This is a genomic window from Aquidulcibacter paucihalophilus (assembly GCA_030285985.1).
Lineage (GTDB): Bacteria > Pseudomonadota > Alphaproteobacteria > Caulobacterales > Caulobacteraceae > Brevundimonas.
In genome coordinates, this window is the sequence record CP127384.1 from 1,802,625 (window position 1) to 1,825,062 (window position 22,438).

Below are 22,438 nucleotides of genomic sequence, written 5' to 3' on the forward strand. Positions count from 1 at the left end.
CCGCCAACCGCGCACAGCCTTCAGGCATCCTCGAGCAGCACCACACCCGGTGCCGATTTCAGCGCCCCGCGCAGGGCACCGTCCAGCCGGTAGCGGCCCGGCAGTTTCAGCTCGACCTCGCGCCGGCCGTCCAGTGAGGCGATCAACGACACCTCCCCGCCCTTGCCCTGCGCCCGCGCCCGCTCGAGCCGCGACTTCAGGGCCTCCGGATCGACGCCCCGGGCCGAGACATGGATCCGCAAGCCCATCGCCCCGTCGTCGATCAGCGTGTCCAGCCGCGATGCATCGTCACCGAAGAAGCGGACCTCGCCGTCCGCCGACTTGGCCCGCACCCGCACCATGATCGAGGCCCCGACCTCCAGCACTTCGCGGCATTTGCGCAGCTGTTCGGGCGGGAACAGGCATTCGAACTCGCCGGTCGGGTCCGAGAAGGTGACGAAGGCGAATTTCTCGCCCGACTTGGCACTGGCCCGCTCCTGACGACGGCGGACGACGCCGGCCATCAGGAAGGCCTCGTGACCACTCTCGGCCAGGGCCGTGGCCTCGGCGACGAAGGTGACCCGCTTGCGCTTCAGTGCAGGGGCCATGTCCTCCAGCGGGTGGCCGGACAGATAGAATCCGACGGCGGCCAGTTCCTGGTCCAGCTTCTCGGGCCCGACCCAGGGCTCGACCGGCCTCAGCCGCGGCCGCGCCGCCCCGGCCTGGTCGCCGCCGAACAGCGACACTTGCGATGAGGCCCGCTCGGCGGCCACGCTCTGGCAATAGGCCATCAGGGTGTCGGCTTGTTCGACCAGCTGACGACGGTTGGAGTGGAAACTGTCGAAGGCCCCGGCGCGGGCGAGGTTCTCCAGCGCCCGCTTGTTGACGCTGCGCGGATCGACCCGTTCCAGGAAGTCGAAGATGTCGGTGAACCGCCCGCCGGTCTCGCGCACCTCAACCAGATGCTTCATCGCCTCCAGCCCGACGTTGCGGATGGCACCCAGCGCGTAGAGAACGGCGCCCTTTCCATCGTCCCACGCCACGTCGAAATCGGCCGAGGAGCGGTTCACGTCCGGGCCCTTGATGGGCACCTCAAAGCGACGACAATCCTGATAGAAGACAGCGAGTTTGTCGGTATTACTGAGATCGAGAGACATGGACGCGGCCATGAATTCGACGGGGTGGTTGGCCTTAAGCCAGCCGGTCTGGAAACTGATCAGCGCATAGGCAGCGGCGTGCGACTTGTTGAAGCCGTAGCCCGCGAATTTGGCCACCAGATCGAAGATGAAGCCGGACTGTTCCTCCGACACGCCCTTCTCCGACGCGCCCGCCACGAAGCGCGCGCGCTGGAAGTCCATCTCCTCCTTCTTCTTCTTGCCCATGGCCCGGCGCAGCAGGTCGGCCTCGCCCAGCGAATAGCCGGCCAGGACCTGGGCGATCTTCATCACCTGCTCCTGGTAGATGATGACGCCGTAGGTCTCGGTCAGGACATCGACCAGGGACGGGTGCAGGCAGTCGACGTCCTGCCGGCCGAATTTCCGGTCGATATAGGTGTCGATCATCTCCATCGGCCCGGGCCGGTAGAGCGAGATCAGGGCGGTGATTTCCTCGATGGAGCCACACCGCATCTTGCGCAGGGTGTCGCGCATGCCCTGGGATTCCAGCTGGAACACCCCGACGGTCTGGCCCGAGGCCATCAGCTCATAGGTCTTGGGGTCGTCCAGCGGCAGGCTGTTCCAGTCAACCGCCGCGCCGCGCCGCTCCAGATAGATCCGGGCGCGGTCCAGCACGGTCAGGGTCTTCAGGCCGAGGAAGTCGAACTTCACCAGACCGGCGGCCTCGACCCATTTCATGTTGAACTGGCTGGCCGGGATGGTCGAACGCGGATCCTGGTACAGGGGCACCAGTTCGGTCAGGGGCCGGTCGCCGATGACGATGCCGGCGGCGTGGGTCGAGGCGTTGCGATACAGCCCCTCCAGCTCCAGCGCCGTATCCAGCAGGGTGCGCACCGCCGCCTCGGAATCGCGCGCCTCCTTGAGCCGCGGCTCGATCTCGATGGCCTGGGCCAGGGTCACCGGATTGGCGGGGTTGGCCGGCACCATCTTGGCCAGCCGGTCCACCTGTCCCAGCGGCATCTGCAGCACCCGGCCGACGTCGCGCAGCACGGCCCGCGCCTGCAGGGTGCCGAAGGTGATGATCTGGGCCACCCGGTCCTTGCCGTAGCGGTCCTGGACGTAGTCGATCACCTCTTCCCGCCGCTCCTGGCAGAAGTCGATGTCGAAGTCGGGCATGGAGACGCGTTCGGGGTTCAGGAACCGCTCGAACAGCAGGCCGAACCGCAGCGGGTCGAGATCAGTGATGGTCAGGGCCCAGGCGACCAGCGACCCAGCACCCGAGCCCCGCCCCGGGCCCACGGGAATGCCGTGGTTCTTGGCCCATTTGATGAAGTCCGACACGATCAGGAAATAGCCGGGGAAGCCCATCTGCTGGATGATCCCGACCTCCCACTCGAGGCGGGTCCAGTATTCGGACTCCGGCGCGGCGGGGGTCACGGCCAGCAACCGGGCCTTCAGCCCTTCACGGGCCTGATGCATCAGTTCGTCGGGCTCGGTCCGCCCGGCCCCGGCCTCGAACCGCGGCAGGATGGGTGCCCGCGTGGGAACCAGGAAGGCGCAGCGGCGGGCGATCTCCACCGTCGTATCGCAGGCTTCGGGCAGGTCGCTGAACAGCTCCCGCATGGCCGCCGCCGGTTTGAACCAGTGTTCGCCCGTGACGCGGCGACGGTCCTCCTGCCCCGTGAAGGCACCGTCCGCGATGCACATCAGGGCGTCGTGCGATTTCGCCTGGGCGGCCTTGGCGTAGTGGACGTCATTGGTGGCGACCAGCGGGACGTCATGGGCGTAGGCCCATTCGACCAGTCCCCGCTCGGCCTGCCGCTCGCCGGCGAGGCCGTGGCGTTGCAACTCGATATAGAGCCGGTCGCCGAAGACCCGCGCCATCTCGTCGAGCGCGGCATTGGCCTCCGCCGCCTTGCCCTGCACGAACAGGGGATCGACCGGCCCGTCTGGTCCGCCGGAGAGCAGGATCAGGCCTTCGGACCGCTCCGCCACCATCGACCACGGTACGCTCGGTTCATCCATCGACCCCGCATCAAGGAAGGCCGACGAAGACAGGGCGCAAAGGTTCAGCCAGCCGGCGTCATTCTGGACGGCCAACACCACGGTCGGGACCCGGGCCCAGCGTTCGTTGATCTTGCCACCGATGCCGGTCACCGGCAGGGCGCAGGCCACGATCGGCTGAACGCCTGATCCCTTCGCCGCCTCGGAGAACTCCAGCGCCCCGAACAGATTGGCCCGGTCCGCCACACCCACCGCCGGCATGCCCGCATCCGCCGCCAGGGTCGCGACCTTGCCCGCCTTGATCGCGCCTTCCAGCAGCGAATAGGCCGAGCGGACCCTCAGGTGGATGAATTGCGCGGCTGTAGCGGCGGTTGAGATGGCCAGACCCTCTTTGAGCTGGCCCATCCCCGACTCACGAAATCAGGAAGGCCGCCTGCCACGCCATCCAAACGAAGCCGCCGCACGACGCAAGCGACAGCATATCCCTCATCCAACGCGCCATGATCTTGTCCCCAGATTGCGTGTTCTGCCTATGTTCTATGTTGCGGGTTTGTTCTCGTCAAGGGGCCCTGTGGCACCGGCACTGCCGCTACCAAAACGCCCTTGCCTGCCCTCTCCCTGCATGGCTTCGTGCCGCCATGACCCAAGAAGCCGTTCCGGCGCGATTCATCCTTCGGGGCAGCGCCTTCGGTGGCATCCTGGCGACCGACGAACCGCTGAGCTTCTGGGGCGGTGTCGATCCCGCCACGGGGCGGATCATCGATGTGCATCACCCGCTTCACGGCCAGTGCCTGACGGGCAAGGTTCTGGTCATGCCGTTGAGCCGCGGCTCCTGCACTGGAAGTGGTGTCCTTCTGGACCTGGTTCTGAGTGGGCGCGGGCCCGCGGCCCTGGTCTTCCGCGAGGCCGAGGATGTGCTGACCCTCGGGGCCCTCGTCGCTGAAGGGATGTTCAGCGCCTCGCTCCCGGTCCTGCGCCTCGCGCCCGGGCCGTTCAGCCGGCTGGCGCGCGAGGCCGAGGCGCGCATCGGTCCTGACGGGCTTGAAGCGGGCGGCCTGCGACTGGCCCTCTCCCCACCGCTGACGACCGCGCTGGAGCTCTCCGAGGCCGACCGGGCGATGCTGGACGGCGACGCGGGCGAAGCCGCGGCCCAGGCCATGCGCATCCTGTGCGCGATGGCGGCCAATCAGGGGGCCACGCGTCTGGTCGACGTCTCGCAGGGCCATATCGACGGCTGCATCTATGCCAGTCCCGCCAATCTGGTCTTTGCCGAAGCGATGGCGGACCTGGGCGGGACGGTCCGCATCCCCACGACGATGAACGCGATTTCGGTCGATCGGCAGAACTGGCGGGCCCAGGGCGTTTCGCCCGATTTCGGCCTGCCCGCGCAACGGTTGGCGGATGCCTATGTCCGAATGGGCTGCCGCCCCAGCTTCACCTGCGCGCCCTATCTGCTGGACACGGCACCGGAGGCCGATGAGGTAATCGCCTGGTCGGAGTCCAATGCGGTGATCTATGCCAACTCCGTGCTGGGCGCGCGGACGGCGAAACACCCTGACTTCCTCGACCTGTGCATCGCCCTGACCGGGCGGACGCCGCTTGCCGGGGTCTACCTCGATGCGGCGCGCAAGGCCCGGCGGATCATTGATGTCGATCTGCCCGAGGGGGTCGACGACGGGTTCTGGCCGCTGATCGGCTATCTGGCGGGGCAGCGGGCTCCCGACCGGATTCCGCTGCTGCGTGGACTGGCCTCCGGGCAGCCCTCACGCGACGATCTGAAGGCCCTGTGCGCCGCCTTCGGGACCACCTCGGCCTCGCCGATGCTGCACATCGAGGGGGTAACGCCCGAGGCGGACGGTGCGGCGACGGCGGACGCGGACCACGTCTCCATCACCCGGGACGATCTGCGGGCCGCCTGGGCCCAGCTGAATGGCGGACCGGCCGCTGTTGAACTGGTGGCGATCGGCAGCCCGCATGCCTCGCTCCGGGAATGCCGGGACCTGGCGGAAGGTCTGGCGGGCCGCCGGCGTCATCCCCTGACCCATGTGATTGTCACGGCTGGACGGGAGGTGATCGGCCAGGCCGCTGCCGAAGGCCTTCTGGCGCGCCTGCGGGCCTCCGGCGTCCAGGTCGTTCCTGACATCTGCTGGTGCTCGATTTCGGAGCCGGTCTTTCCGCCCGTGACCCGGACCGTGATGACCAATTCCGGAAAATACGCCCATTACGGCCCCGGGCTGAGCGGCCGGGCGGTGCGCCTGGGCAGTCTGTCGGACTGCATCACAGCGGCGCTGACCGGAAGCGCCGCGCCGCGACAGCCCGACTGGCTGGCCTGAATCTGCAAAGCCGACGTCCGGCGCCCTTCGATGCGTTCCTCACATCCGGCGGGCGTGTATGATGCCGACTGTGCTTCGGACGGCCGCCTTCCTGGCGGCAGGCGGCGCAGGAGTTCCGGCCATGGCCAAGGGTCAAGTCAAGAGCAACAAGGAAGTCCGCAAACCCAAGGCCGAAAAGCCCAAGCCGTCCGTCTCGGTCGGCAGCAGCTCGCCCTTCACCACGCCTCCCGGCAAGAAATAGGGTTCAGGACCCTTCCCCTCCGGGGGAAGGGCTCAGCCTACGGCGTCAGCGTCCAGCCGGACATTGCATTCCGCCACACCGGTCTCGACGTCCGCAGCGACATAAACATCGCGCGCCGCCCTCCAGGCGGCCTGCGCCGGCTTCGCGCGCCGCAGACTGTCGAGCGCCAGCGCCTTGAGCCGCAGGGCATTAGCCATGTCGACCGACGCCCCCTGCCCGTTGGCGGAATAAAGCGCCGACGCCTGCTCGGCGTGGGCGAGCGCCTGTTCGAGATGATCGGCCTCGCGGTCGAGGTCTGACAGGTGCCGCAGTGCATGGGCCTGCAGCAGCGGTGCCCCGCTCTCACGGCTCAGGGCCGCGGCGCGGGCCCAGGAATTGCGCGCGTCCCCGGCCCTGCCCTCGGCGGCGGCGTCGCGCGCCAGGGTCAGATGGGCCTCGATAGCGTCAGTCATGGAAGACCGTAGCACGCCCGGCTCAGTAGGCGTGGCTCTCCGCCGGTCGTTCTTCCAGATGGCCGTCCTTCAGGGCGAAGACCCGGTCCATATGGCCCGCCAGCTCCATGTTGTGGGTGGCGATCAGGGCGGCGACGCCCGTGTCCTTGACCAGCCGTTGCAGGGCCTCGAACACGCTCTGGCTGGTGGCGGGGTCAAGGTTGCCCGTCGGCTCGTCGGCCAGCAGCAGACGCGGACGGTTGGCCAGGGCGCGGGCCACGGCGACCCGCTGTTGCTCCCCGCCGGACAATTGGGCGGGCTGGTGGGTCAGGCGCTCGCCAAGGCCGAGGGCGGTCAGCACTTCGCCGGCCCGTTCGCGGGCCTGGGCCTGGCCGACACCGGCGATACGAAGCGGCAGGGCCACGTTGTCCCGCGCGTCGAACTCGGCCAGCAGATGGTGGAACTGGTAGACGAAGCCGATGCTGGCGAGGCGGATGTGGGTCCGCGCCCGCTCGTCGAGACCGCCGACATCGGCACCGTCGATGCGGATCTCGCCCGAGGTCGGCCGTTCCAGCAGGCCGGCGGCGTGGAGCAAGGAGGACTTGCCCGAGCCCGACGGCCCGATCAGTCCCACGACCTCGCCGGGCATGACGTCGAGATCAACGCCCTTGAGCACCGTCAGGCCACCCGAGGCGGTGTCATAGGTGCGGGTGACCCCGCGAACGGACAGAACAGGCCTACTCATAACGAAGCGCCTCAACCGGATCCATTTTCGCGGCGCGCCACGACGGCAGCAGACTGGCCACGCAGGACATGAAGACGGACCAGAGCGTCACCCAGACCACATCCATGGCGTCGACCTCGGCCGGGATGGAGTCGAGCATATAGACGTCGGCGTTGAACAGCTGGACGCCGAGGACCCACTCGAGGAAATGCTGGATCGCCCCGATGTTCAGGCAGAACACCAGGCCCAGCACCAGGCCGGTGACCGTCCCCGCCACACCGATCGCGGCGCCGGCGATGAAGAAGATGCGCAGCATCGACGACTGGCTGGCCCCGACCGTGCGCAGGATGGCGATGTCGCGGGTCTTGTTCTTCACCAGCATGACGATGCCGGAGATGATGTTGAGGGCGGCGATGGCGACGACGAGGCCGAGGATGATGCTCATCGCCACCCGCTCAACCTTGAGCGCGCCCCAGAAGGCGGCCAGACGGTCGCGCCAGTCGCTGACGATGGCGCTGCGGCCCGACGCCGCGCGCACGGCCTGCGTCAGCTCGCCAACCCGGTCCGGCTCCGCGACCTTCAGCTCGATGACGTCCCAGACGCCCTCCTTGCCGAAGAAGAGCTGGGCCTGTTCCAGCGGCATGAACAGGAAGGCGCGGTCGAAATCGGCCGTGCCCGAGGTGAACACCCCGCCCACGCGGTAGGTCTTCTCAAGGCCCCCGAGATTGCCGAAGGCGCTGTCCGCGCCGGTGGGCGAATACAGGGTGATCGGATCGCCGATACGCAGCCCCATGCTCTCGGCGAGGGCCTTGCCGATCAGGATATTGTCGCCGCCATAGGCGCCCTCGCCGAAGGCACGTCGCGCCGCCGGCGTCAGGCTGTCGAAGACATAGGACATGGAGTCCAGGTCCTGCGGACGGATGCCGCGCACGACGGCGCCGGTCGTCTGGCCCGCAGCCCGCACCAGCGCCTGGTTCTCGGTCAGGGGCGAGACGCTGACCACGCCGGGAACGGCGGCGATGCGCGTGACCGCAGCCTCCCGGTCGGGATCAACCAGCACCTGGCCCTGGACGTACATATGGCCGTTGAAGGACAGCATCCGGTCCAGCAGCTCGTTCCGGAACCCGGCCATGATGCTCATGACGATGATCAGGGCCATGACCGCCAGGGCGATCGCGACATAGGAGATGATGGCGATCAGGGCGATGCCGCCCTCTTTCCGCCGGGCGCGCAGATAGCGCAGCGCCAGTTCGAACTCCCAGGCAGAGAACGGCCCCGCGGGCTTCGTCGGCTTCAGGGCCGCCGGAACATCCGTCATCCGCGCACCTTCGCCAGCGCCTCGTCCAGCGGGATCGAGACCTTCTCACCGGTCGCCCGGCGCTTCAGCTCGACCAGACCCTCGGCCACGCCCTTGGGGCCGATCGTCAGCTGCCACGGGATGCCGATCAGGTCGGCGGTGGCGAATTTCCCGCCCGGCCGTTCATCGGTGTCGTCATAGAGCACGTCCTTGCCGAGCGCCTCCAGCTTGGCCACGGCCTCCTCGCAGGCGGCGCAGACGGCCTCGTCGTTGACGCGCAGATTGATGACGACCACGTCGAACGGTGCCACAGAGTCCGGCCAGATGATGCCGCCCTCGTCATGGCTGGCCTCGATGATGGCACCCAGCAGGCGCGACACCCCGACGCCGTAGCTGCCCATGTGGACCTCGGTGTCCTTGCCGTCCGGCCCCGCGACCCTGGCCTTCATCGGTGCCGAATATTTGGTGCCGAAATAGAAGATATGTCCGACCTCGATGCCGCGCGCCGTCAAGCGGTCGGCCTCGGCCGTCTGGCCTTCGAACTGGCCGGCGTCGTGCATCTCCTCGGTGGCGGCATAGAGCCCCGTCCGCTCGTCGACGATGGCCTGCAGGTCGTCCCAGTCCACGCCCGCGCCCGGTGCCGGCATCTCCACCAGCTTGCGGTCGCAGAACACCTGGCTTTCGCCGGTGTCGGCGAGGACGATGAACTCGTGGCTCAGGTCGCCACCGATCGGTCCGGTGTCGGCGCGCATCGGCACGGCCTTCAGCCCCATCCGGGCGAAGGTGTTCAGATAGGCCACGAACATCCGGTTGTAGGCCTTGCGGGCCGAGGCCTCGTCGATGTCGAAGCTGTAGGCGTCCTTCATCAGGAACTCGCGCCCACGCATCACGCCGAAGCGCGGCCGGCGCTCGTCACGGAACTTCCACTGGATGTGGAAGAGGTTGAGCGGCAGCGCCTTGTAGCTCTTCACAAAGCCCCGGAAGATGTCGGTGATCATCTCCTCATTGGTGGGCCCGTACAGCAGCTCGCGCTCGTGCCGGTCGGTGATGCGCAGCATCTCCGGGCCGTAGGCGTCATACCGCCCGCTCTCGCGCCACAGGTCCGCCAGTTGCAGGGTCGGCATCAGCAGCTCGACGGCCCCTGCCCGCTCCTGCTCCTCGCGCACGATCTGCTCGATCCGGTTCAGCACCCGCAGCCCCAGCGGCAGCCAGGCGTAGATGCCCGCGGCCTCCTGTTTGATCAGGCCGGCGCGCAGCATCAGCTGGTGTGAAACGATCTGGGCGTCCGAAGGCGCCTCTTTGAGCGTGGGCAGGAAATAGCGCGACAGGCGCATGGAGCAGTCCTTGTTCGGGAGGCCTCTGCTCTAGCCCGTGCCGACGAACCTTGGCAACGCGATGGCGGCGCGATTTGACAGCCTCGCACTCTTGTACTTTAATCGGTAAAGTACTTGGTATTTGTTACCGTGGAATTACAGATGAAGCTGCTTTCCCTCGCCGTCGCGTCGCTCGCCGCAGCCCTTCCCACTCTCGCCATCGCCGGTCCGGTCGAGGTCCGCCTGACCGGCGTGCGAGCCGGCGGGCATATGCTGGTTCAACTTTGTGCAGAAGCCGAAGGGCTAACCCAGTGCGCGCGCCGCGTCCGGGTCACGCCCACGCAGGGCAACATGGTGGTTCGGTTCGCAGACGTTCCGCCCGGCCGCTACGCCGTCTCAGCGTTTCAGGACCTGGATTCTAACGGCCGGATGAGATTCAACATGATGGGCACCCCGGCCGAGCCCTGGGGTTTCAGCCGGGGTGCGCGTGGCGTCATGGGTCCACCGAACCTTTCCGACGCGCTCCTGACCATATCCGCCGCCGGCGCCGTCATACCCGTCGCACTGGGCCTGTGATCGCCATGAACCTGGATCTTGTTCCGCTCGGCTGGATGCATAGCCTGGCCTGTCTCGTCGCTCTCGCGGCCGGTGCCTTCATCTTCGCGACGCCAAAAGGCACCCGTCGGCATCAACAGCTAGGACGGGCCTATCTGGCCTCAATGTTGGTACTGAACCTGACGGCACTCGGTATCTACCAGCTTGGCGTGTTCTTTTTCCCCCACGTGCTGGCCGTCGTCACCCTGGTGCTTATGGCGGCGGGTTGGGGGGCGGCGCGGATGATCCGTCGGCATGTCGCGTGGAAGCACGTCCACCTCAGCTGCATGATCCTGACCTACTACATGCTGATCGGCGGCGGCGTGAACGAGGTCTACCTGCGGATCGATGCACTGAAGGTGATCCTGAATCAGGAAGGGCCCGGACTGATCGCCATGACCCACCGCATCGTGATGCTGGTTTTCCTGATCCTGCTGCTGGGCTGGAACGCGTCCGAGATCGGGAAGTTGGCGATGCGGAAGCGACAGCGCGCCAGCATCCCGGACTCCTGATCAGAACCGCTCAGGGATGCGGTCGCGCAATCCCGTAGCGGGCGGCCAGATAGGGGATGATGGCCTCGTCCTGCAGGAAGCGCCGGCCGGTCGTCGCCGAGGTCGCCGCTTCCGGCCAGTCGAAGGTCCCGTCCAGCACCAGGATCGGGCAGCTCTGGTGGTCCTCGCCGACCAGATCGATCACCGGCGGCCGCGGACGCGGGTGATCGAGATAGACGATCTCCAGCTGGTCGCGGAGCGCCGGATGGAACGCCAGCACACCTTCGACGATGGCACCGGCCGGGCAGTACCACGGACCGCCCTGGTCGTCGGTCCAGCCGGGATTGAGCAGAAACAGGCGTTCGGTCATCAGGGCCTCAGGGCACCGGCGGTGCCAGGTCCGGCAGCGGCATCCAGCCGATGTAGACCAGCACCATCACCAGCAGCCACAGCAAGGCCGAGACCCAGGTCGTGGTGATGAATTTGCGCTTCAGATCCGGCTTCTCGGGCGCACCCCACTGGCCCCCGTCGGTCGGGACTTCGTGCCGCTCCTGGGACGTTCCCAGCGGCAGGACGGCGAACAGGACCGTCCACCAGCAGATGATGTAGACGCCCAGCATGGTGACCCAACCGATCGGCATCAGTGCGCTCCGTTCTCGTGATTGGCTTTCGGCGTTTCCATCAGTTCGACCAGGACCCCGCCCATGTCCTTCGGATGGACAAAGATGATCGGCGTGCCGTGCGCGCCGATGCGCGGCTCGCCCGTGCCCAGGATCGTCGCCCCCCTCGCCCGCAGCGCGTCCCGAGCGGCCAGGATGTCCTCGACCTCGAAACAGACGTGATGCTGCCCGCCCCTCGGGTTCTTCGCGAGGAAGCCATGGATCGGGCTGTCGTCACCCAGCGGTTCGATCAGTTCGATCTGGGCATTGGGCAGGTCGACGAAACAGACCCGCACCCCCTGGGCCGGCAGGTCGAACGGTTCATGCGCCTTCGTTGCACCGAGCATGTCGCGATACATCGCGACGCTGGCCTCGATAGACGGCGTGGCGACGCCAACGTGGTTCAGTCTTCCGATCATCAGCAGGCCTTAGCCCGTCCCGCGACGTCGGAGAAGGTGGTTGCTTTGTCGCGGCTGGCGTCAGCGCCGGCGAAGTGCGTCCGAGATCATGTCCTGGGTCTGACGATAGAGCCCCGGATGGTCGAGGACACGCCCGTGCGCGGGCACGATGACCGTCGGCGGACGCTGCGTCAGCTCGCCGGACAGCCATGACAGGACAGCGGTACGATCCCGTGTCGTCTGCTTCATGGCCAGGTTGAAGATGCGGTACCCAGGACCGCTGCGGGTCATGCGGAACAACAGCCGGACCGGCAGCGGAGCCTCGATACGCTCAAGGTTCACCAGCAGGTCCGATGCGAACCAGGCCCAGCCACGCCCGATGCGAATGGCCGCGACGGACTCCCCGACACGGGTGAAGGGGGCCTCGATCAGGTGGATCCGGCCTCGAAGTCGCCCGCCCAGCCTCTCGAATGGCTGTATGGCCGCGAGTCCCGGCGATCGCTCGCGGATCCGCGCCATGGCCGCGCCCGGCGCATTGACGCTGGCCTCGGGGAAGCGGGCGGTCCATTCGGCCAGCCCGAGATGGTGCAGGCCATTGTTGGCCACGATCGCCCCGACATGCCCCAGATGTTGAAGGGCCTGGAAGGCGGCGTCGGTCATGTTGCAGGCCGGGCTGATGACCAGCAGGGTTTCGTCGGCCATCCGGGCGACCAGACAGTTCGCCGTCGCCCGGCCGTCGAAACTGTATTCGCGGATCCAGACGCCGGCCTCTGCGTCGATGATGGTCCAGCCGCCATTGAGAGGTGTCACGATCCGTCGCCCCTTTCGTCGCGAAGGGGTCGCGTCGATGAAGCCGCGGAGTCTGGGCGCGCAGGCCGCCGTTCCGTCGCGCTCCGGGAGGAGGTCGTCGCGAAAGGGCTGAAGTCAACGCACCGTCACGCCGGCCCGGCGTGGATCACGAACCGGGCCGGTCGGGACCTTAGTTGGCGGGGAAGGCGAACGGATCCGTCGGCGACGGCCGGCTGGGAACCGGCATCCGCGGCAGGGGCTCGTCGCTGTTGGCGGCGTTCAGCAGGAAGGCGGCCATGATGACGGCGGCCTGACGCAGGTCCTCGGCGCGCATGTGGTCATAGCTGTCGATCGAGGTGTGGTGCAGACGGGCACCGTAGTCGAGCGGGTCCTGGATGAACTGGAAGCCCGGGACACCGACCGTCTGCATATAGACGTGGTCGGTGCTGCCCGAGGTCCGCATCGACACCGTCGTGGCACCCATGGCGTTGAACGGGGCCAGCCACTCCTGGAAGATCGGGGCGGCGGCGACATTGCCCTCGGCGTTGATGCCGCGGATCTTGCCCGAGCCGTTGTCGAGGTTGAAATAGGCGACCAGATCGCCGTGGCCCTCGCGCGGCTGGACCGGCCAGCGCTGGCGCCAGGTCCGCCCGTTTGGCAGGGCATCCAGCTGGGCGTCGCCGAGCGGTGCACGCGTGGCCAGATAGCGGTCGACATAGGCCAGCGAGCCCCACAGCCCCTGCTCTTCCCCGCTCCACAGGGCGAAGCGGATGGTCCGCTTGGGACGCACGCCCAGCGCCTTGAGGATGCGCGCGGCCTCCATCACCACGGCGCTGCCGGCGGCGTTGTCGACCGCCCCGTCGGAGGCGACCCAGCTGTCGAGGTGGGCACCCGCCATGACGTATTCGCCGGACCGGTCCGTCCCGGGGATGTCGGCCAGAATGTTGTAGGCGTTGGTATCTTCCTCGTGGAAACGGACCTCGCTCATCAGTTCGAGCGTCGGCCTCGCGTCCTCGGTCAGGGCCAGGCGGGCCAGTCGGCGGTAGTCCTCAGCCGCCAGCTCCATGCCCGGCGTCAGCCGCTGGTCGTCCATCCGGTAGCCCGAGCCGGTGCCGTGCAGCAGGCCGCCGTCGCGCTGGGACATCCGCACCCAGGCCAGGGCCCCCTCCTCCTGCAGGAAGGCGTCCAGCTGTCGGGCGAAGTCCGGGCCGCGCAGGCTCTCCACCGACGGCGTGGTGATGTTCGGGATATTGTAGGTGTTGGCGTTGCGCAGATCCTCTTCCGTCAGGCGGCGGAAGGGTGCCTCGGTCGGCTCGGAGCCGGCGTTCGGGCGCGAAACCAGCACCATCTTGCCGGCCAGCTTGCCGCGCCAGCGCGCGAAGTCGGCGGCCGTGGTCATCGGTGCCACGATCACCTCGCCGCTGATCACCCCGTTCGTGCCCGGCGTCCAGGCGATCGGGATGGCGCGCAGGTCGAGCGGACGCGGCGCGATCATGCGGGCGCTGGAACGGACGATCGACCAGCCGCGGCCGAAGTCAAAGGGATCCGCACGGACGTTGGACAGTCCCCAGTCGCGGAACTGCTGGGCGGTCCATTGCTCTGCCTGGCGCATCTGGGGCGAATTGGTCATCCGCCCGCCGATGCGGTCGGTCAGATAGGCCGCCGTCCGCATGACCTCGCTGTGGTTCAGACCCTGGTCGATGATGCCGTTGACGGCGACCCGGTCCACATCCTGTGCGGCGGCCGGGACGGCGGCGAGGAGGGCGAGCGCGGATACGGCGACGAGCAGACGCTTCATGAACAGACCCCTTGAATCAATCGACGCGCATTTGACCCGAGACGTCACGAACCGCAAACGGCACAACGAAAAAGGGGCCGGCGATTTCCCGCCGGCCCCTTCATCAGTGATTGGTCGAACAGGCCTTACTGGCCGCCGGACATCTGGGCGACTTCGGTGGCGAAGTCCGGGCCTTCGACCTTCTCGACGCCTTCGCCGAGGGCGAGGCGGACGAAGCCGGCGAGGTGCAGGCCGGGCGCGCCCAGTTCCTTGCCCGCGTCAGCGACCAGCTGTTCGATGGTCACGTCCGGGTTCATGACGAAGGGCTGTTTGATCAGCACGACGTCCTTCTGGAACTTGTTGATCTGGCCTTCCACGATCTTGGCGATCATGGCTTCCGGCTTGCCTTCTTCCTTGGCCTTTTCGGTCAGGACCTGACGTTCCTTCTCGATCGCGGCCGGGTCCAGATCGTCCGTGTTCAGCGAAAGCGGAGCCGTGGCCGCCACGTGCATGGCGATCTTGCGGCCCAGTTCGCGCAGGGCAGCCTTGTCGCCGCCGCCGTGCAGGGCGACCAGCACGCCGATACGGCCGAGGCCCGGCGAGACGGCATTGTGGACGTAGGAGGCGACGACGCCTTCATCGACGGACAGACGGGCGGCGCGGCGCAGCTGCATGTTCTCGCCGACGGTGGCGATCAGCTGGGTCACTTCGTCCTGGACCGTCTTGCCGGCTTCCAGCTCGGCGCCGTGCAGACCCTCGAGCGTGGCGTGCTCGAGACCCAGCTGGGCGAAGGCCTTGGCGGCGTTCTGGAACAGGTCGTTGCGGGCGACGAAGTCGGTCTCGGCGTTGAACTCGATGGCGGCACCGACTTCACCGGCTCCGACTTCCTTGGAGGCCACGGCGACCAGGCCTTCCGCGGCGACGCGGTCGGCCTTCTTGGCGGCCTTGGACAGGCCCTTGGCGCGCAGCCAGTCGATCGCGGCGTTGATGTCGCCGTCGGTTTCCTGGAGCGCCTTCTTGCAGTCCATCATGCCGACGCCGGACTTGGCGCGCAGTTCCATCACGAGGGCGGCTGTGATCTCGGCCATGGGTAGTCTCCTTGGGTATGCGTATGCGGGAACGGCCGGACCCGGTTAAGGGGCCCGGCCGTATGTTGGTTTCGCCGTCGGGAAGCGGGTCGGTTAGACCGCGGCTTCCTCGGTTTCGACGGCGTCGTTGGCTTCCGAGGTCGCAGCCTGGGCGGCTTCGTCGGCAACGGCCGGCTCGGCGGCGGCGATCATTTCCTCGGCGACGGCTTCAGCCACGGCCGGAGCCACTTCGGCTTCGACCTTGGCGGCCTTCGGAGCCTTGGCTTCGCGCAGCATCGGCTCGTCCGGGTTCACCGCGGCACCCAGGTCGACACCGGCGGCCGACTGGCCGGCGGCCAGGCCGTCGAGGACGGCGTCGGCGATCAGGTCGCAGTAGGTCTGGATGGCGCGGGCGGCGTCATCGTTGCCCGGGATCGGATAGGTGATGCCGTCCGGGTCCGAGTTGGTGTCGAGAATGGCGATGATCGGGATGTTCAGCTTGCGGGCTTCGAGGATCGCGATCGCTTCCTTGTTGGTGTCGATCACGAAGATGATGTCCGGGATCGAACCCATGTCCTTGATGCCGCCGAGCGACAGCTCGAGCTTGTCGCGCTCGCGCTGCAGGTTCAGCAGTTCCTTCTTGACCCGGCCTTCGCCGCCCGACTCCAGCAGGGCGTCCAGCTCGCGCAGGCGGGCGATCGAGCCCGACACGGTACGCCAGTTGGTCAGGGTGCCGCCGAGCCAGCGGTTGTTCATATAGTACTGGGCGCAGCGCTTGGCGGCTTCAGCCACCGGATCCGACGCCTGGCGCTTGGTGCCGACGAACAGGACGCGACCGCCCTTGGCGGCAACCTCGCGCACGGCGACCAGCGCCTGGTGCAGCAGCGGGATCGACTGCGACAGGTCGATGATGTGGATGTTCGAGCGCGAACCGAAGATGTAGCGCTCCATCTTCGGATTCCACCGGTGCGTCTGGTGGCCGAAGTGCGCGCCGGCTTCGAGCAGCGAACGCATGGAGAATTCTGGCAGAGCCATGGTGAAGTCCTTTATCCGATTGATCCGCCGCAGACGGGTAAAGGCCATTTGGCCCTCGGAACGGAGCAAACGGGATTTCTCCCCGTCAGCGCCACGCCTGCGTGTGAAGTGGGCGGGCTTCTAGGCGCGTTGGCCGCAAAAGGCAAGCGGCGTCGGCGGGGTCACGTCCCGCGCGGCTTGGCCCGGCTGGTCGCCTCCGCCCTGGTCGGGTCCTCGGGCCAGGGATGCCGGGGATAGCGGCCGCGCATCTCGCTGCGGACCGCGGCCCAGCTCCCGGCCCAGAAACCCGGCAGATCCTTCGTTACCTGCACCGGTCGCCGCGCGGGAGACAACAGCGCCAGCGTCAGCGGCACGCGTCCCCCCCCCACCGTCGGATGGCGCGTCGTCCCGAACAGCTCCTGGACCCGGATATCCACCCGCGGACCGCCGTCGGCGGCGTAGTCGATGGCCGCCGACCCCAGCGGGGTCGCCAGTCGCGCCGGGGCGAGGTCGTCCAGCGCGCGCTGCCGGTCCCATGGGATCCGCGCCCGCAGCCCTGCCTCCAGCGCAGCGTCATCGATTTTCTCCAGCGCCTGCACCGCATCCAGCAGGGGCCACAGCCAGGTCTCGCGCCCCGCAAGCAAGCCTTCGTCCGACACGTCCGGCCAGCCGTCCTCAAGCGCAGCTACAAACGCCAGTCGCGCCCTCAGCCCCGCCGCCCGCTCGCCCCAGCGCAGGGCAGACAGGCCCTCCCGCTCGACCTCGGCCCGCAACGCCGCCGTGATCGCCGCCCGGTCCGGCGTTCCGACGACCTTCTCATCCACCACGATCGCTCCGATGCGGCGGACCCGGCGCAGCGTCATCCGCCCCGAAGGCTCGCGCACCAGTCGGTCCTCGGCCTCAATCCGGGCCTCCAGCGCCGCCGGATCGACCGGAACCGCCAGCCGGATGCGATCCCGCGCATCCCCGCCGCCCAGTTCCGCCACCGCCAGCCAGGACTCGCGCGCCAGACCGTCGGTCGGATCGAGGAAGGCGCCCCGCCCCGACGCCAGCAGTACCTCGCCCGGCTTGCCCCGCGCCTTTGCCACCCGCTCGGGAAAGGCCTCGGCCAGAAGCGCACCGACGTCGGCCTCGCCCTCAGCGTCCGGCCTCTGGCCCCCACCGGCCGCTCGCGCCCATCGATCCGCCAGCTTGATGGCGTCCCGTGCCCTTGGCGACCGGTCGCGCTCCAGGCCGCGCAGCCGGTCTCTCAGATCGACGTCATTCCCGCCCAGTCCCGGCTCGCTCAGTACCGCTGCGATCCGTGCGCCGAGCGCCGCATCGCCCGCATCGCTGGCGGCGGCGACCATATGCGCCAGACGCGGCGGCAGGGGGATCCGCGTCATTCGCCGCCCGTGCGCCGTCAGCGCCCCCGCGCCATCCAGCGCGCCGAGCCGGGTCAGGACCTTGCGCGCCTCGGCGAAGGCGCCCGCGGGCGGTTGGTCCAGCAGGGCCAGTGCCTCGGTCGACCGCGCACCCCACCGCGCCAGATCGAGCGCGAAACCCGTCAGGTCCGCCTCCAGAATCTCCGGCCGCTGGTGCGGAACCAGTCCCCGCGTCGCCGCCTCGTCCCAGAGCCGGTAACACACGCCCGGCCCGGTACGCCCTGCCCGGCCCCGCCTCTGCTCGGCGGAGGATCGGCTGACCCGGACCGTCGCCAGCCGGGTCAGGCCGCTGGCCGGCTCGAACCGCGGCACGCGCGACAGGCCGCCGTCGATGACCACCCGCACCCCGTCGATGGTCAGGCTGGTCTCGGCCACCGAGGTCGCCAGCACCACCTTGCGCCGCCCGGCCGGTGCCGGTTCGATGGCACGGTCCTGCGTCTCCCGGTCCAGCGCGCCGTAAAGCGGAACCACGTCCACCGCCGGATCGCGCAGCCGTTCCGCCAGCCGCTGCGCCGTGCGGTGGATTTCCCCCTGACCCGGCAGGAAGACCAGCAGCGAGCCGCCCTCCTCGCCCAGCGCCTGGATCACGGCCCGCGTCACGGCGTCCTCGATCCGCTCCACCGGATTGCGTCCGGAATAGCGCGTCTCGACCGGGAACATCCGCCCCTCGGCCTCGATCACCGGCGCGCCCTCGAGGAGCCGCGCCACACCGCCGATATCCAGCGTCGCCGACATCACCAGCAGCCGAAGGTCGTCCCGCAGCAGTCCCTGTGTCTCCCGCGCCAGCGCCAGACCGAGGTCGGCGTCCAGCGATCGCTCGTGGAATTCGTCGAACAGGACCGCGCCGACCCCCTCCAGGCCCGGATCGTCCAGAATCATCCGCGTGAACACGCCCTCGGTAATCACCTCGATCCGGGTCTTCGGACCGATCCGGCTCTGCAGACGCGTGCGATAGCCGACCGTATCGCCGGTCGCCTCGCCCCGCGTGGCCGCCATCCGCTCGGCCGCGGCCCGCGCGGCCAACCTGCGCGGCTCAAGCACGAGGATCTTTCCGCCGTTCAGCCAGGCCGCATCCAGCAGGGCCAGAGGCACAACCGTGGTCTTGCCGGCTCCGGGCGGCGCGGCAAGCACAGCGGCATTGCCCGCCGCAAGGGCGGCCTTCAACGGCTCAAGAACAGCGAGGATCGGCAGCATCGACCTAGGCTCTAGACGCTCGGCACCCCTTCACGAAAGCGTCGTCCGGTCTTCACCGTTCGGAAACCGCGTTGCCAGCGGCCCCATGCGCCGCTAGCGTCCGCGCCATTGAAGGCGGTCCGGGGAGGACTTGCCGTGTATCAGGGGGCGAGACTCTATGTCCGCAGAAGGCCTTAGGCCCAAGGGGAACCGCCTGTTCCTCAAGAAATCCGTAGCCCAGATCCAGAAGGAAGCCGCCAAGAGCGAGCTGAAGCGGTCTCTGGGTCCCATCAACCTGATGAGCCTCGGCATCGGCGCCATCATCGGCGCCGGCATCTTCGTGCTGACCGGCCAGGTCGCCGCCGCCCATGCGGGCCCGGCGATCATGCTGTCGTTCGTGGTTGCGGGCATCGCCTGCGGTCTCGCCGGCCTCTGCTACGCCGAGCTGGCTTCGACCATGCCGGTGTCCGGTTCCGCCTACACCTATGCCTACGGCACCCTCGGCGAGGTCTTCGCCTGGATCATGGGCTGGCTGCTGGTGCTGGAATACGGCGTCGCCGCCTCGACCGTCGCGGTCGGCTGGTCCGGTTATGTCGTCTCCATCCTGCGGGACTTCGGGGTGGCCGATGGCCTGTTCCCGATGATCCAGTACGCGGGCGGTGAAGGCCCGTCCTGGGCCACGCCGCTGATCCAGGCCGTGACCTCGGACACGGGCGTCGCCAGCTTCCCGCTGACCGGCACCTTCAACCTGGTCGCCGCCATCGGCATCGCCGCGGTCTGCAGCCTGCTGGTGCTCGGCGTCAGCGAGTCCGCCTCGATCAACAACGTCATCGTGATGATCAAGATCGTGGTGCTGCTGACCTTCATCGCGGTCGGGATCCAGTACATCAACCCCGAGAACTGGGTGCCCTTCATCCCCGAGAACACGACCGGCAAGTTCGGTGAATACGGGGCCACCGGCATCCTGCGCGGCGCATCGATCATCTTCTTCGCCTACGTCGGCTTCGAGGCGGTCTCGACCGCTGCGGCCGAGGCCAAGAACCCCTCCAAGGATGTCCCCGTCGGCATCCTGGGCGCCCTGATCGTCTGCACGCTCATCTATATGGCCGTCGCCGCCGTCATGACCGGCGTGGTCCCCTACCTCGAGCTGGCCAGCCCGGCGCCGGTGGCTGTCGCCATCGACCGCATGGGTCTGGAATGGGCCGACACGGCCTTCATCACGCCCGATGGCAGCCCGCTGAACCTGATCAGCTTCCTGATCAAGGTCGGCGCCATCACCGGCCTGTCCTCGGTCATGCTGGTGCTGTGCTACGGCCAGACGCGGATCTTCTACACCATGGCGCGTGACGGCCTTCTCCCGAAAGCCTTCGCCGTCATCCATCCGAAGTTCCGCACGCCGTGGATCGGCACCATCCTGCTGGGCATCCTGATCGCCGTCGCAGCGTCCTTCCTGCCCATCTCGATCCTGGGCGACCTGGTGTCGCTGGGGACGGCCGTGGCCTTCTCGATCGTCTGCCTGAGCGTGATCTTCCTGCGCATCAAGCATCCGGAGATGGAGCGTCCGTTCAAGGTGCCCGGCGGCATCTTCACCGCCGTGCTGGGCATCCTGTCCTGCCTGGCGCTGGCCGGCTTCAACTTCTGGCCGATGATCCAGCACGCCATGGACGGCAACCCGCTGCCGCTCACCATCCTCGGCGCCTATGCCGCGGTCGGCGCGGTGATCTACATCCTCTACGGCTTCTGGCACTCCAAGCTGGCCAAGGGGATCGACATCACCGAGGACAGCACCATGTCGTCGCCTGCCGAAGCCATGGGCTCCGGCGTGGACAATCAGAAGGACTGATCCTCGCGATCAGCTCCGGAAGATGAAAGGCCCGGGAGCAATCCCGGGCCTTTTTCGTTGCCGCCTCGCCCCGCCTCGCCTAGACGCTGCAGCGGACCTGGCGGATGTGGCGGAACTGGTAGACGCACCAGATTTAGGTTCTGGCGCCGCGAGGCGTGGAGGTTCGAGTCCTCTCATCCGCACCATTCATCAAGGCCCGTCTGTGCCGGCGGGCTTTTTTGATGTTCCGACAGTTCTTGCTTTGTTCTCGTTTCCCGCTACGGTGTGTCCATGGCGGAAGCGGCGAAAGGACGGGGCGCGCGGTCGAATGCGAGCGGGCGGTTTGAACCCGAAGCCGTGGAAGCCTTCAATGACGGCTGGACCGGCGACGACATCGAGGCCGCGCCCCTGCGCACGACCCTGACGCCCGAGCACGCCCGGACGATCATCGCGAAGAACACCAGTCCGGACATCGGTTTCGACCGGTCCATCAACCCTTACAAGGGCTGCGAACATGGCTGTATCTACTGCTACGCCCGTCCGTCCCATGCCTACATGGGCCTATCCCCGGGCCTGGATTTCGAGAGCCGCCTCTTCTTCAAGCCCGAGGCCGCACGTCTGCTGGAGCAGGAGCTCGCAAAGCCCCGCTACGTCTGCAAACGCATCCACATAGGCGGCAACACCGACCCCTATCAGCCGGTCGAGCGCGAGTTGAACTCCACCCGCTCGATCCTCGAGGTGATGCAGAGATTCAGGCACCCGTTCAGCATCATCACCAAATCGGTGCTGATCGCCCGCGACGCCGACATTCTCGGCCCGATGGGCAAGGAGGGTCTGGCCTCGGCCTGCATTTCGATCACCACCCTCGACCGGGGTCTGGCCCGCGCCATGGAGCCGCGCGCCTCGACCCCGGCGAAGCGGCTGGAGGCGATCTCGCGCCTGGCCGACGCCGGCTGCCCGGTCATGGTCGGCTTCGCCCCGGTCATCCCCGGCCTCAACGACCATGAACTGGAATCGGTCCTTGAGGCGGCGTCCAAGGCGGGTGCCACCTCGGCCATGTACGTCACCCTGCGCCTGCCGCTCGAGATCAAGGACCTGTTCCGCGAATGGCTGGCCGACGCCCGGCCGGAGCGCGCCGCCCGGGTCATGTCCCTGATCCGCCAGACACGCGGCGGCAAGGACTACGACGCCGACTGGTCCCAGCGCATGAAGGGGACCGGCCCGGTCGCCGAACTGATCGCCACCCGCTTCAAGGCCGCGATCAAACGCTACAGCCTCGATACGCCCAGGGTGCCGCTGGACGAGACGCAGTTCCGGGTTCCGGCTGACATGAAGAAACAGATGGACCTGTTCGATCTCCCGGCCCCTCTACCCCTGAGCGAGGTCGAGGCCGCCTAGTCCTCCGCCGCCGATGGATCGATGGCGTTGGTGACCAGCTCGCGCCAGGTCGGGTCGGTCGCGTCGACCAGATCGACATCCTCCATCAGCGCCACGGCACCGCCGCCGTCCGGCAGGATCAGCCCGAGGACCTCCATCTCCTCGCCGTCCGGTCCCAGATGGGTTTCGGCCTGTACCGCCACCGCCGCCTGTTCGCCGTCATCGTCCCACCAGATCACCGGCTGCGGCAGGTCCATGGCGATGGGACGCGGGTCGTCGGTGTCACCCAGCGCAAAGACCGCGCGGCGCGCCTGCACGTCGTCCAGGGTCGCGACGGCCCCGACAAAGGGGGTCAGCCGCGTCCAGTCCTCGGCGTCGAAACCGCCGCCATCCTCGTCGGGCAGGTTGTCGTTCAT

20 protein-coding genes and 1 tRNA gene are annotated in these 22,438 nt (G+C 67.9%); 7 read left to right on the top strand and 14 right to left on the bottom strand.

Annotation, left to right across the window (positions count from 1 at the left end):
* Positions 1–20: 20 nt before the first annotated feature.
* Positions 21–3,503 carry a DNA polymerase III subunit alpha gene (gene dnaE, locus KB221_08730; protein ID WIY68189.1) on the bottom strand — a complete coding sequence of 1,161 codons (3,483 nt, stop codon included), beginning with the start codon at positions 3,501–3,503 and terminating at the stop codon, positions 21–23.
* 233 nt (positions 3,504–3,736) lie between these two features.
* Here dnaE and KB221_08735 point away from each other — a divergent pair, with 233 nt between their 5' ends.
* Together KB221_08735 and KB221_08740 are read left to right on the top strand one after the other, a co-directional pair.
* A complete protein-coding gene (locus KB221_08735; protein WIY68190.1) occupies positions 3,737–5,431 on the top strand; it encodes an aconitase family protein in 1,695 nt (564 codons plus the stop codon).
* 121 nt (positions 5,432–5,552) lie between these two features.
* The gene (locus KB221_08740) at positions 5,553–5,672 is read left to right on the top strand and encodes a hypothetical protein (protein ID WIY68191.1); all 120 of its coding nucleotides are present in this window, start codon (positions 5,553–5,555) and stop codon (positions 5,670–5,672) included.
* 32 nt (positions 5,673–5,704) lie between these two features.
* Here the strand turns inward: KB221_08740 and KB221_08745 are convergent, their stop codons facing one another.
* From KB221_08745 to KB221_08760, 4 genes are read right to left on the bottom strand one after another with little or no spacing between them, the layout of a single operon-like run.
* Complete coding sequence (locus KB221_08745; protein ID WIY68192.1) at positions 5,705–6,124, bottom strand: hypothetical protein; 420 nt, start codon at positions 6,122–6,124, stop codon at positions 5,705–5,707.
* Positions 6,125–6,146: 22 nt separating this feature from the next.
* Complete coding sequence (locus KB221_08750) at positions 6,147–6,848, bottom strand: ABC transporter ATP-binding protein (protein ID WIY68193.1); 702 nt, start codon at positions 6,846–6,848, stop codon at positions 6,147–6,149.
* Entirely contained in the window at positions 6,841–8,145 is a 1,305-nt protein-coding gene (locus tag KB221_08755; GenBank protein ID WIY68194.1) for a lipoprotein-releasing ABC transporter permease subunit, read from the bottom strand. Before KB221_08755 ends, KB221_08750 begins: the two co-directional genes overlap by 8 nt.
* Positions 8,142–9,458 carry a proline--tRNA ligase gene (locus KB221_08760; GenBank protein WIY68195.1) on the bottom strand — a complete coding sequence of 439 codons (1,317 nt, stop codon included), beginning with the start codon at positions 9,456–9,458 and terminating at the stop codon, positions 8,142–8,144. The genes KB221_08755 and KB221_08760 overlap by 4 nt, the downstream gene beginning before the upstream one ends.
* 141 nt (positions 9,459–9,599) lie before the next feature.
* On the opposite strand from KB221_08760, the gene KB221_08765 reads away from it, so the two are divergent.
* Together KB221_08765 and KB221_08770 are read left to right on the top strand one after the other, a co-directional pair.
* The gene (locus KB221_08765) at positions 9,600–10,013 is read left to right on the top strand and encodes a DUF2141 domain-containing protein (GenBank protein ID WIY68196.1); all 414 of its coding nucleotides are present in this window, start codon (positions 9,600–9,602) and stop codon (positions 10,011–10,013) included.
* 5 nt (positions 10,014–10,018) lie between these two features.
* Positions 10,019–10,543: a hypothetical protein gene (locus KB221_08770; GenBank protein ID WIY68197.1), complete on the top strand. Its 525-nt coding sequence runs from the start codon at positions 10,019–10,021 to the stop codon at positions 10,541–10,543.
* 10 nt (positions 10,544–10,553) lie between these two features.
* Here KB221_08770 and KB221_08775 read toward each other — a convergent pair whose 3' ends face one another.
* From KB221_08775 to hrpB, 8 genes are all read right to left on the bottom strand, one after another.
* The gene (locus tag KB221_08775; protein WIY68198.1) at positions 10,554–10,892 is read right to left on the bottom strand and encodes a DUF3088 family protein; all 339 of its coding nucleotides are present in this window, start codon (positions 10,890–10,892) and stop codon (positions 10,554–10,556) included.
* A 7-nt stretch (positions 10,893–10,899) separates the two neighbouring features.
* Positions 10,900–11,163: a DUF1467 family protein gene (locus KB221_08780; protein WIY68199.1), complete on the bottom strand. Its 264-nt coding sequence runs from the start codon at positions 11,161–11,163 to the stop codon at positions 10,900–10,902.
* Positions 11,163–11,600 (bottom strand): methylmalonyl-CoA epimerase, encoded by a 438-nt coding sequence (mce, locus tag KB221_08785; protein ID WIY68200.1) that lies wholly within the window; start codon positions 11,598–11,600, stop codon positions 11,163–11,165. Before mce ends, KB221_08780 begins: the two co-directional genes overlap by 1 nt.
* Before the next feature lie 60 nt (positions 11,601–11,660).
* A complete protein-coding gene (locus tag KB221_08790) occupies positions 11,661–12,389 on the bottom strand; it encodes a hypothetical protein (GenBank protein ID WIY68201.1) in 729 nt (242 codons plus the stop codon).
* 169 nt (positions 12,390–12,558) lie between these two features.
* Positions 12,559–14,166: a M20/M25/M40 family metallo-hydrolase gene (locus KB221_08795; protein ID WIY68202.1), complete on the bottom strand. Its 1,608-nt coding sequence runs from the start codon at positions 14,164–14,166 to the stop codon at positions 12,559–12,561.
* A gap of 125 nt (positions 14,167–14,291) precedes the next feature.
* The gene (tsf, locus tag KB221_08800) at positions 14,292–15,233 is read right to left on the bottom strand and encodes a translation elongation factor Ts (protein ID WIY68203.1); all 942 of its coding nucleotides are present in this window, start codon (positions 15,231–15,233) and stop codon (positions 14,292–14,294) included.
* Between the two features lie 93 nt (positions 15,234–15,326).
* A complete protein-coding gene (rpsB, locus tag KB221_08805; GenBank protein WIY68204.1) occupies positions 15,327–16,247 on the bottom strand; it encodes a 30S ribosomal protein S2 in 921 nt (306 codons plus the stop codon).
* 161 nt (positions 16,248–16,408) lie between these two features.
* The gene (gene hrpB / locus KB221_08810; GenBank protein WIY68205.1) at positions 16,409–18,844 is read right to left on the bottom strand and encodes an ATP-dependent helicase HrpB; all 2,436 of its coding nucleotides are present in this window, start codon (positions 18,842–18,844) and stop codon (positions 16,409–16,411) included.
* A gap of 157 nt (positions 18,845–19,001) precedes the next feature.
* Here hrpB and KB221_08815 point away from each other — a divergent pair, with 157 nt between their 5' ends.
* The 3 genes from KB221_08815 (at position 19,002) to KB221_08825 (ending at position 22,043) form a co-directional block, all read left to right on the top strand.
* A complete protein-coding gene (locus KB221_08815; GenBank protein WIY68206.1) occupies positions 19,002–20,666 on the top strand; it encodes an amino acid permease in 1,665 nt (554 codons plus the stop codon).
* 100 nt (positions 20,667–20,766) lie between these two features.
* Positions 20,767–20,851 (top strand) — tRNA-Leu (locus KB221_08820).
* Positions 20,852–20,936: 85 nt separating this feature from the next.
* A complete protein-coding gene (locus tag KB221_08825) occupies positions 20,937–22,043 on the top strand; it encodes a PA0069 family radical SAM protein (GenBank protein WIY68207.1) in 1,107 nt (368 codons plus the stop codon).
* Here KB221_08825 and KB221_08830 read toward each other — a convergent pair.
* The gene (locus tag KB221_08830) at positions 22,040–22,438 is read right to left on the bottom strand and encodes a hypothetical protein (protein WIY68208.1); all 399 of its coding nucleotides are present in this window, start codon (positions 22,436–22,438) and stop codon (positions 22,040–22,042) included. The two genes, KB221_08825 and KB221_08830, sit on opposite strands and share 4 nt — an antisense overlap.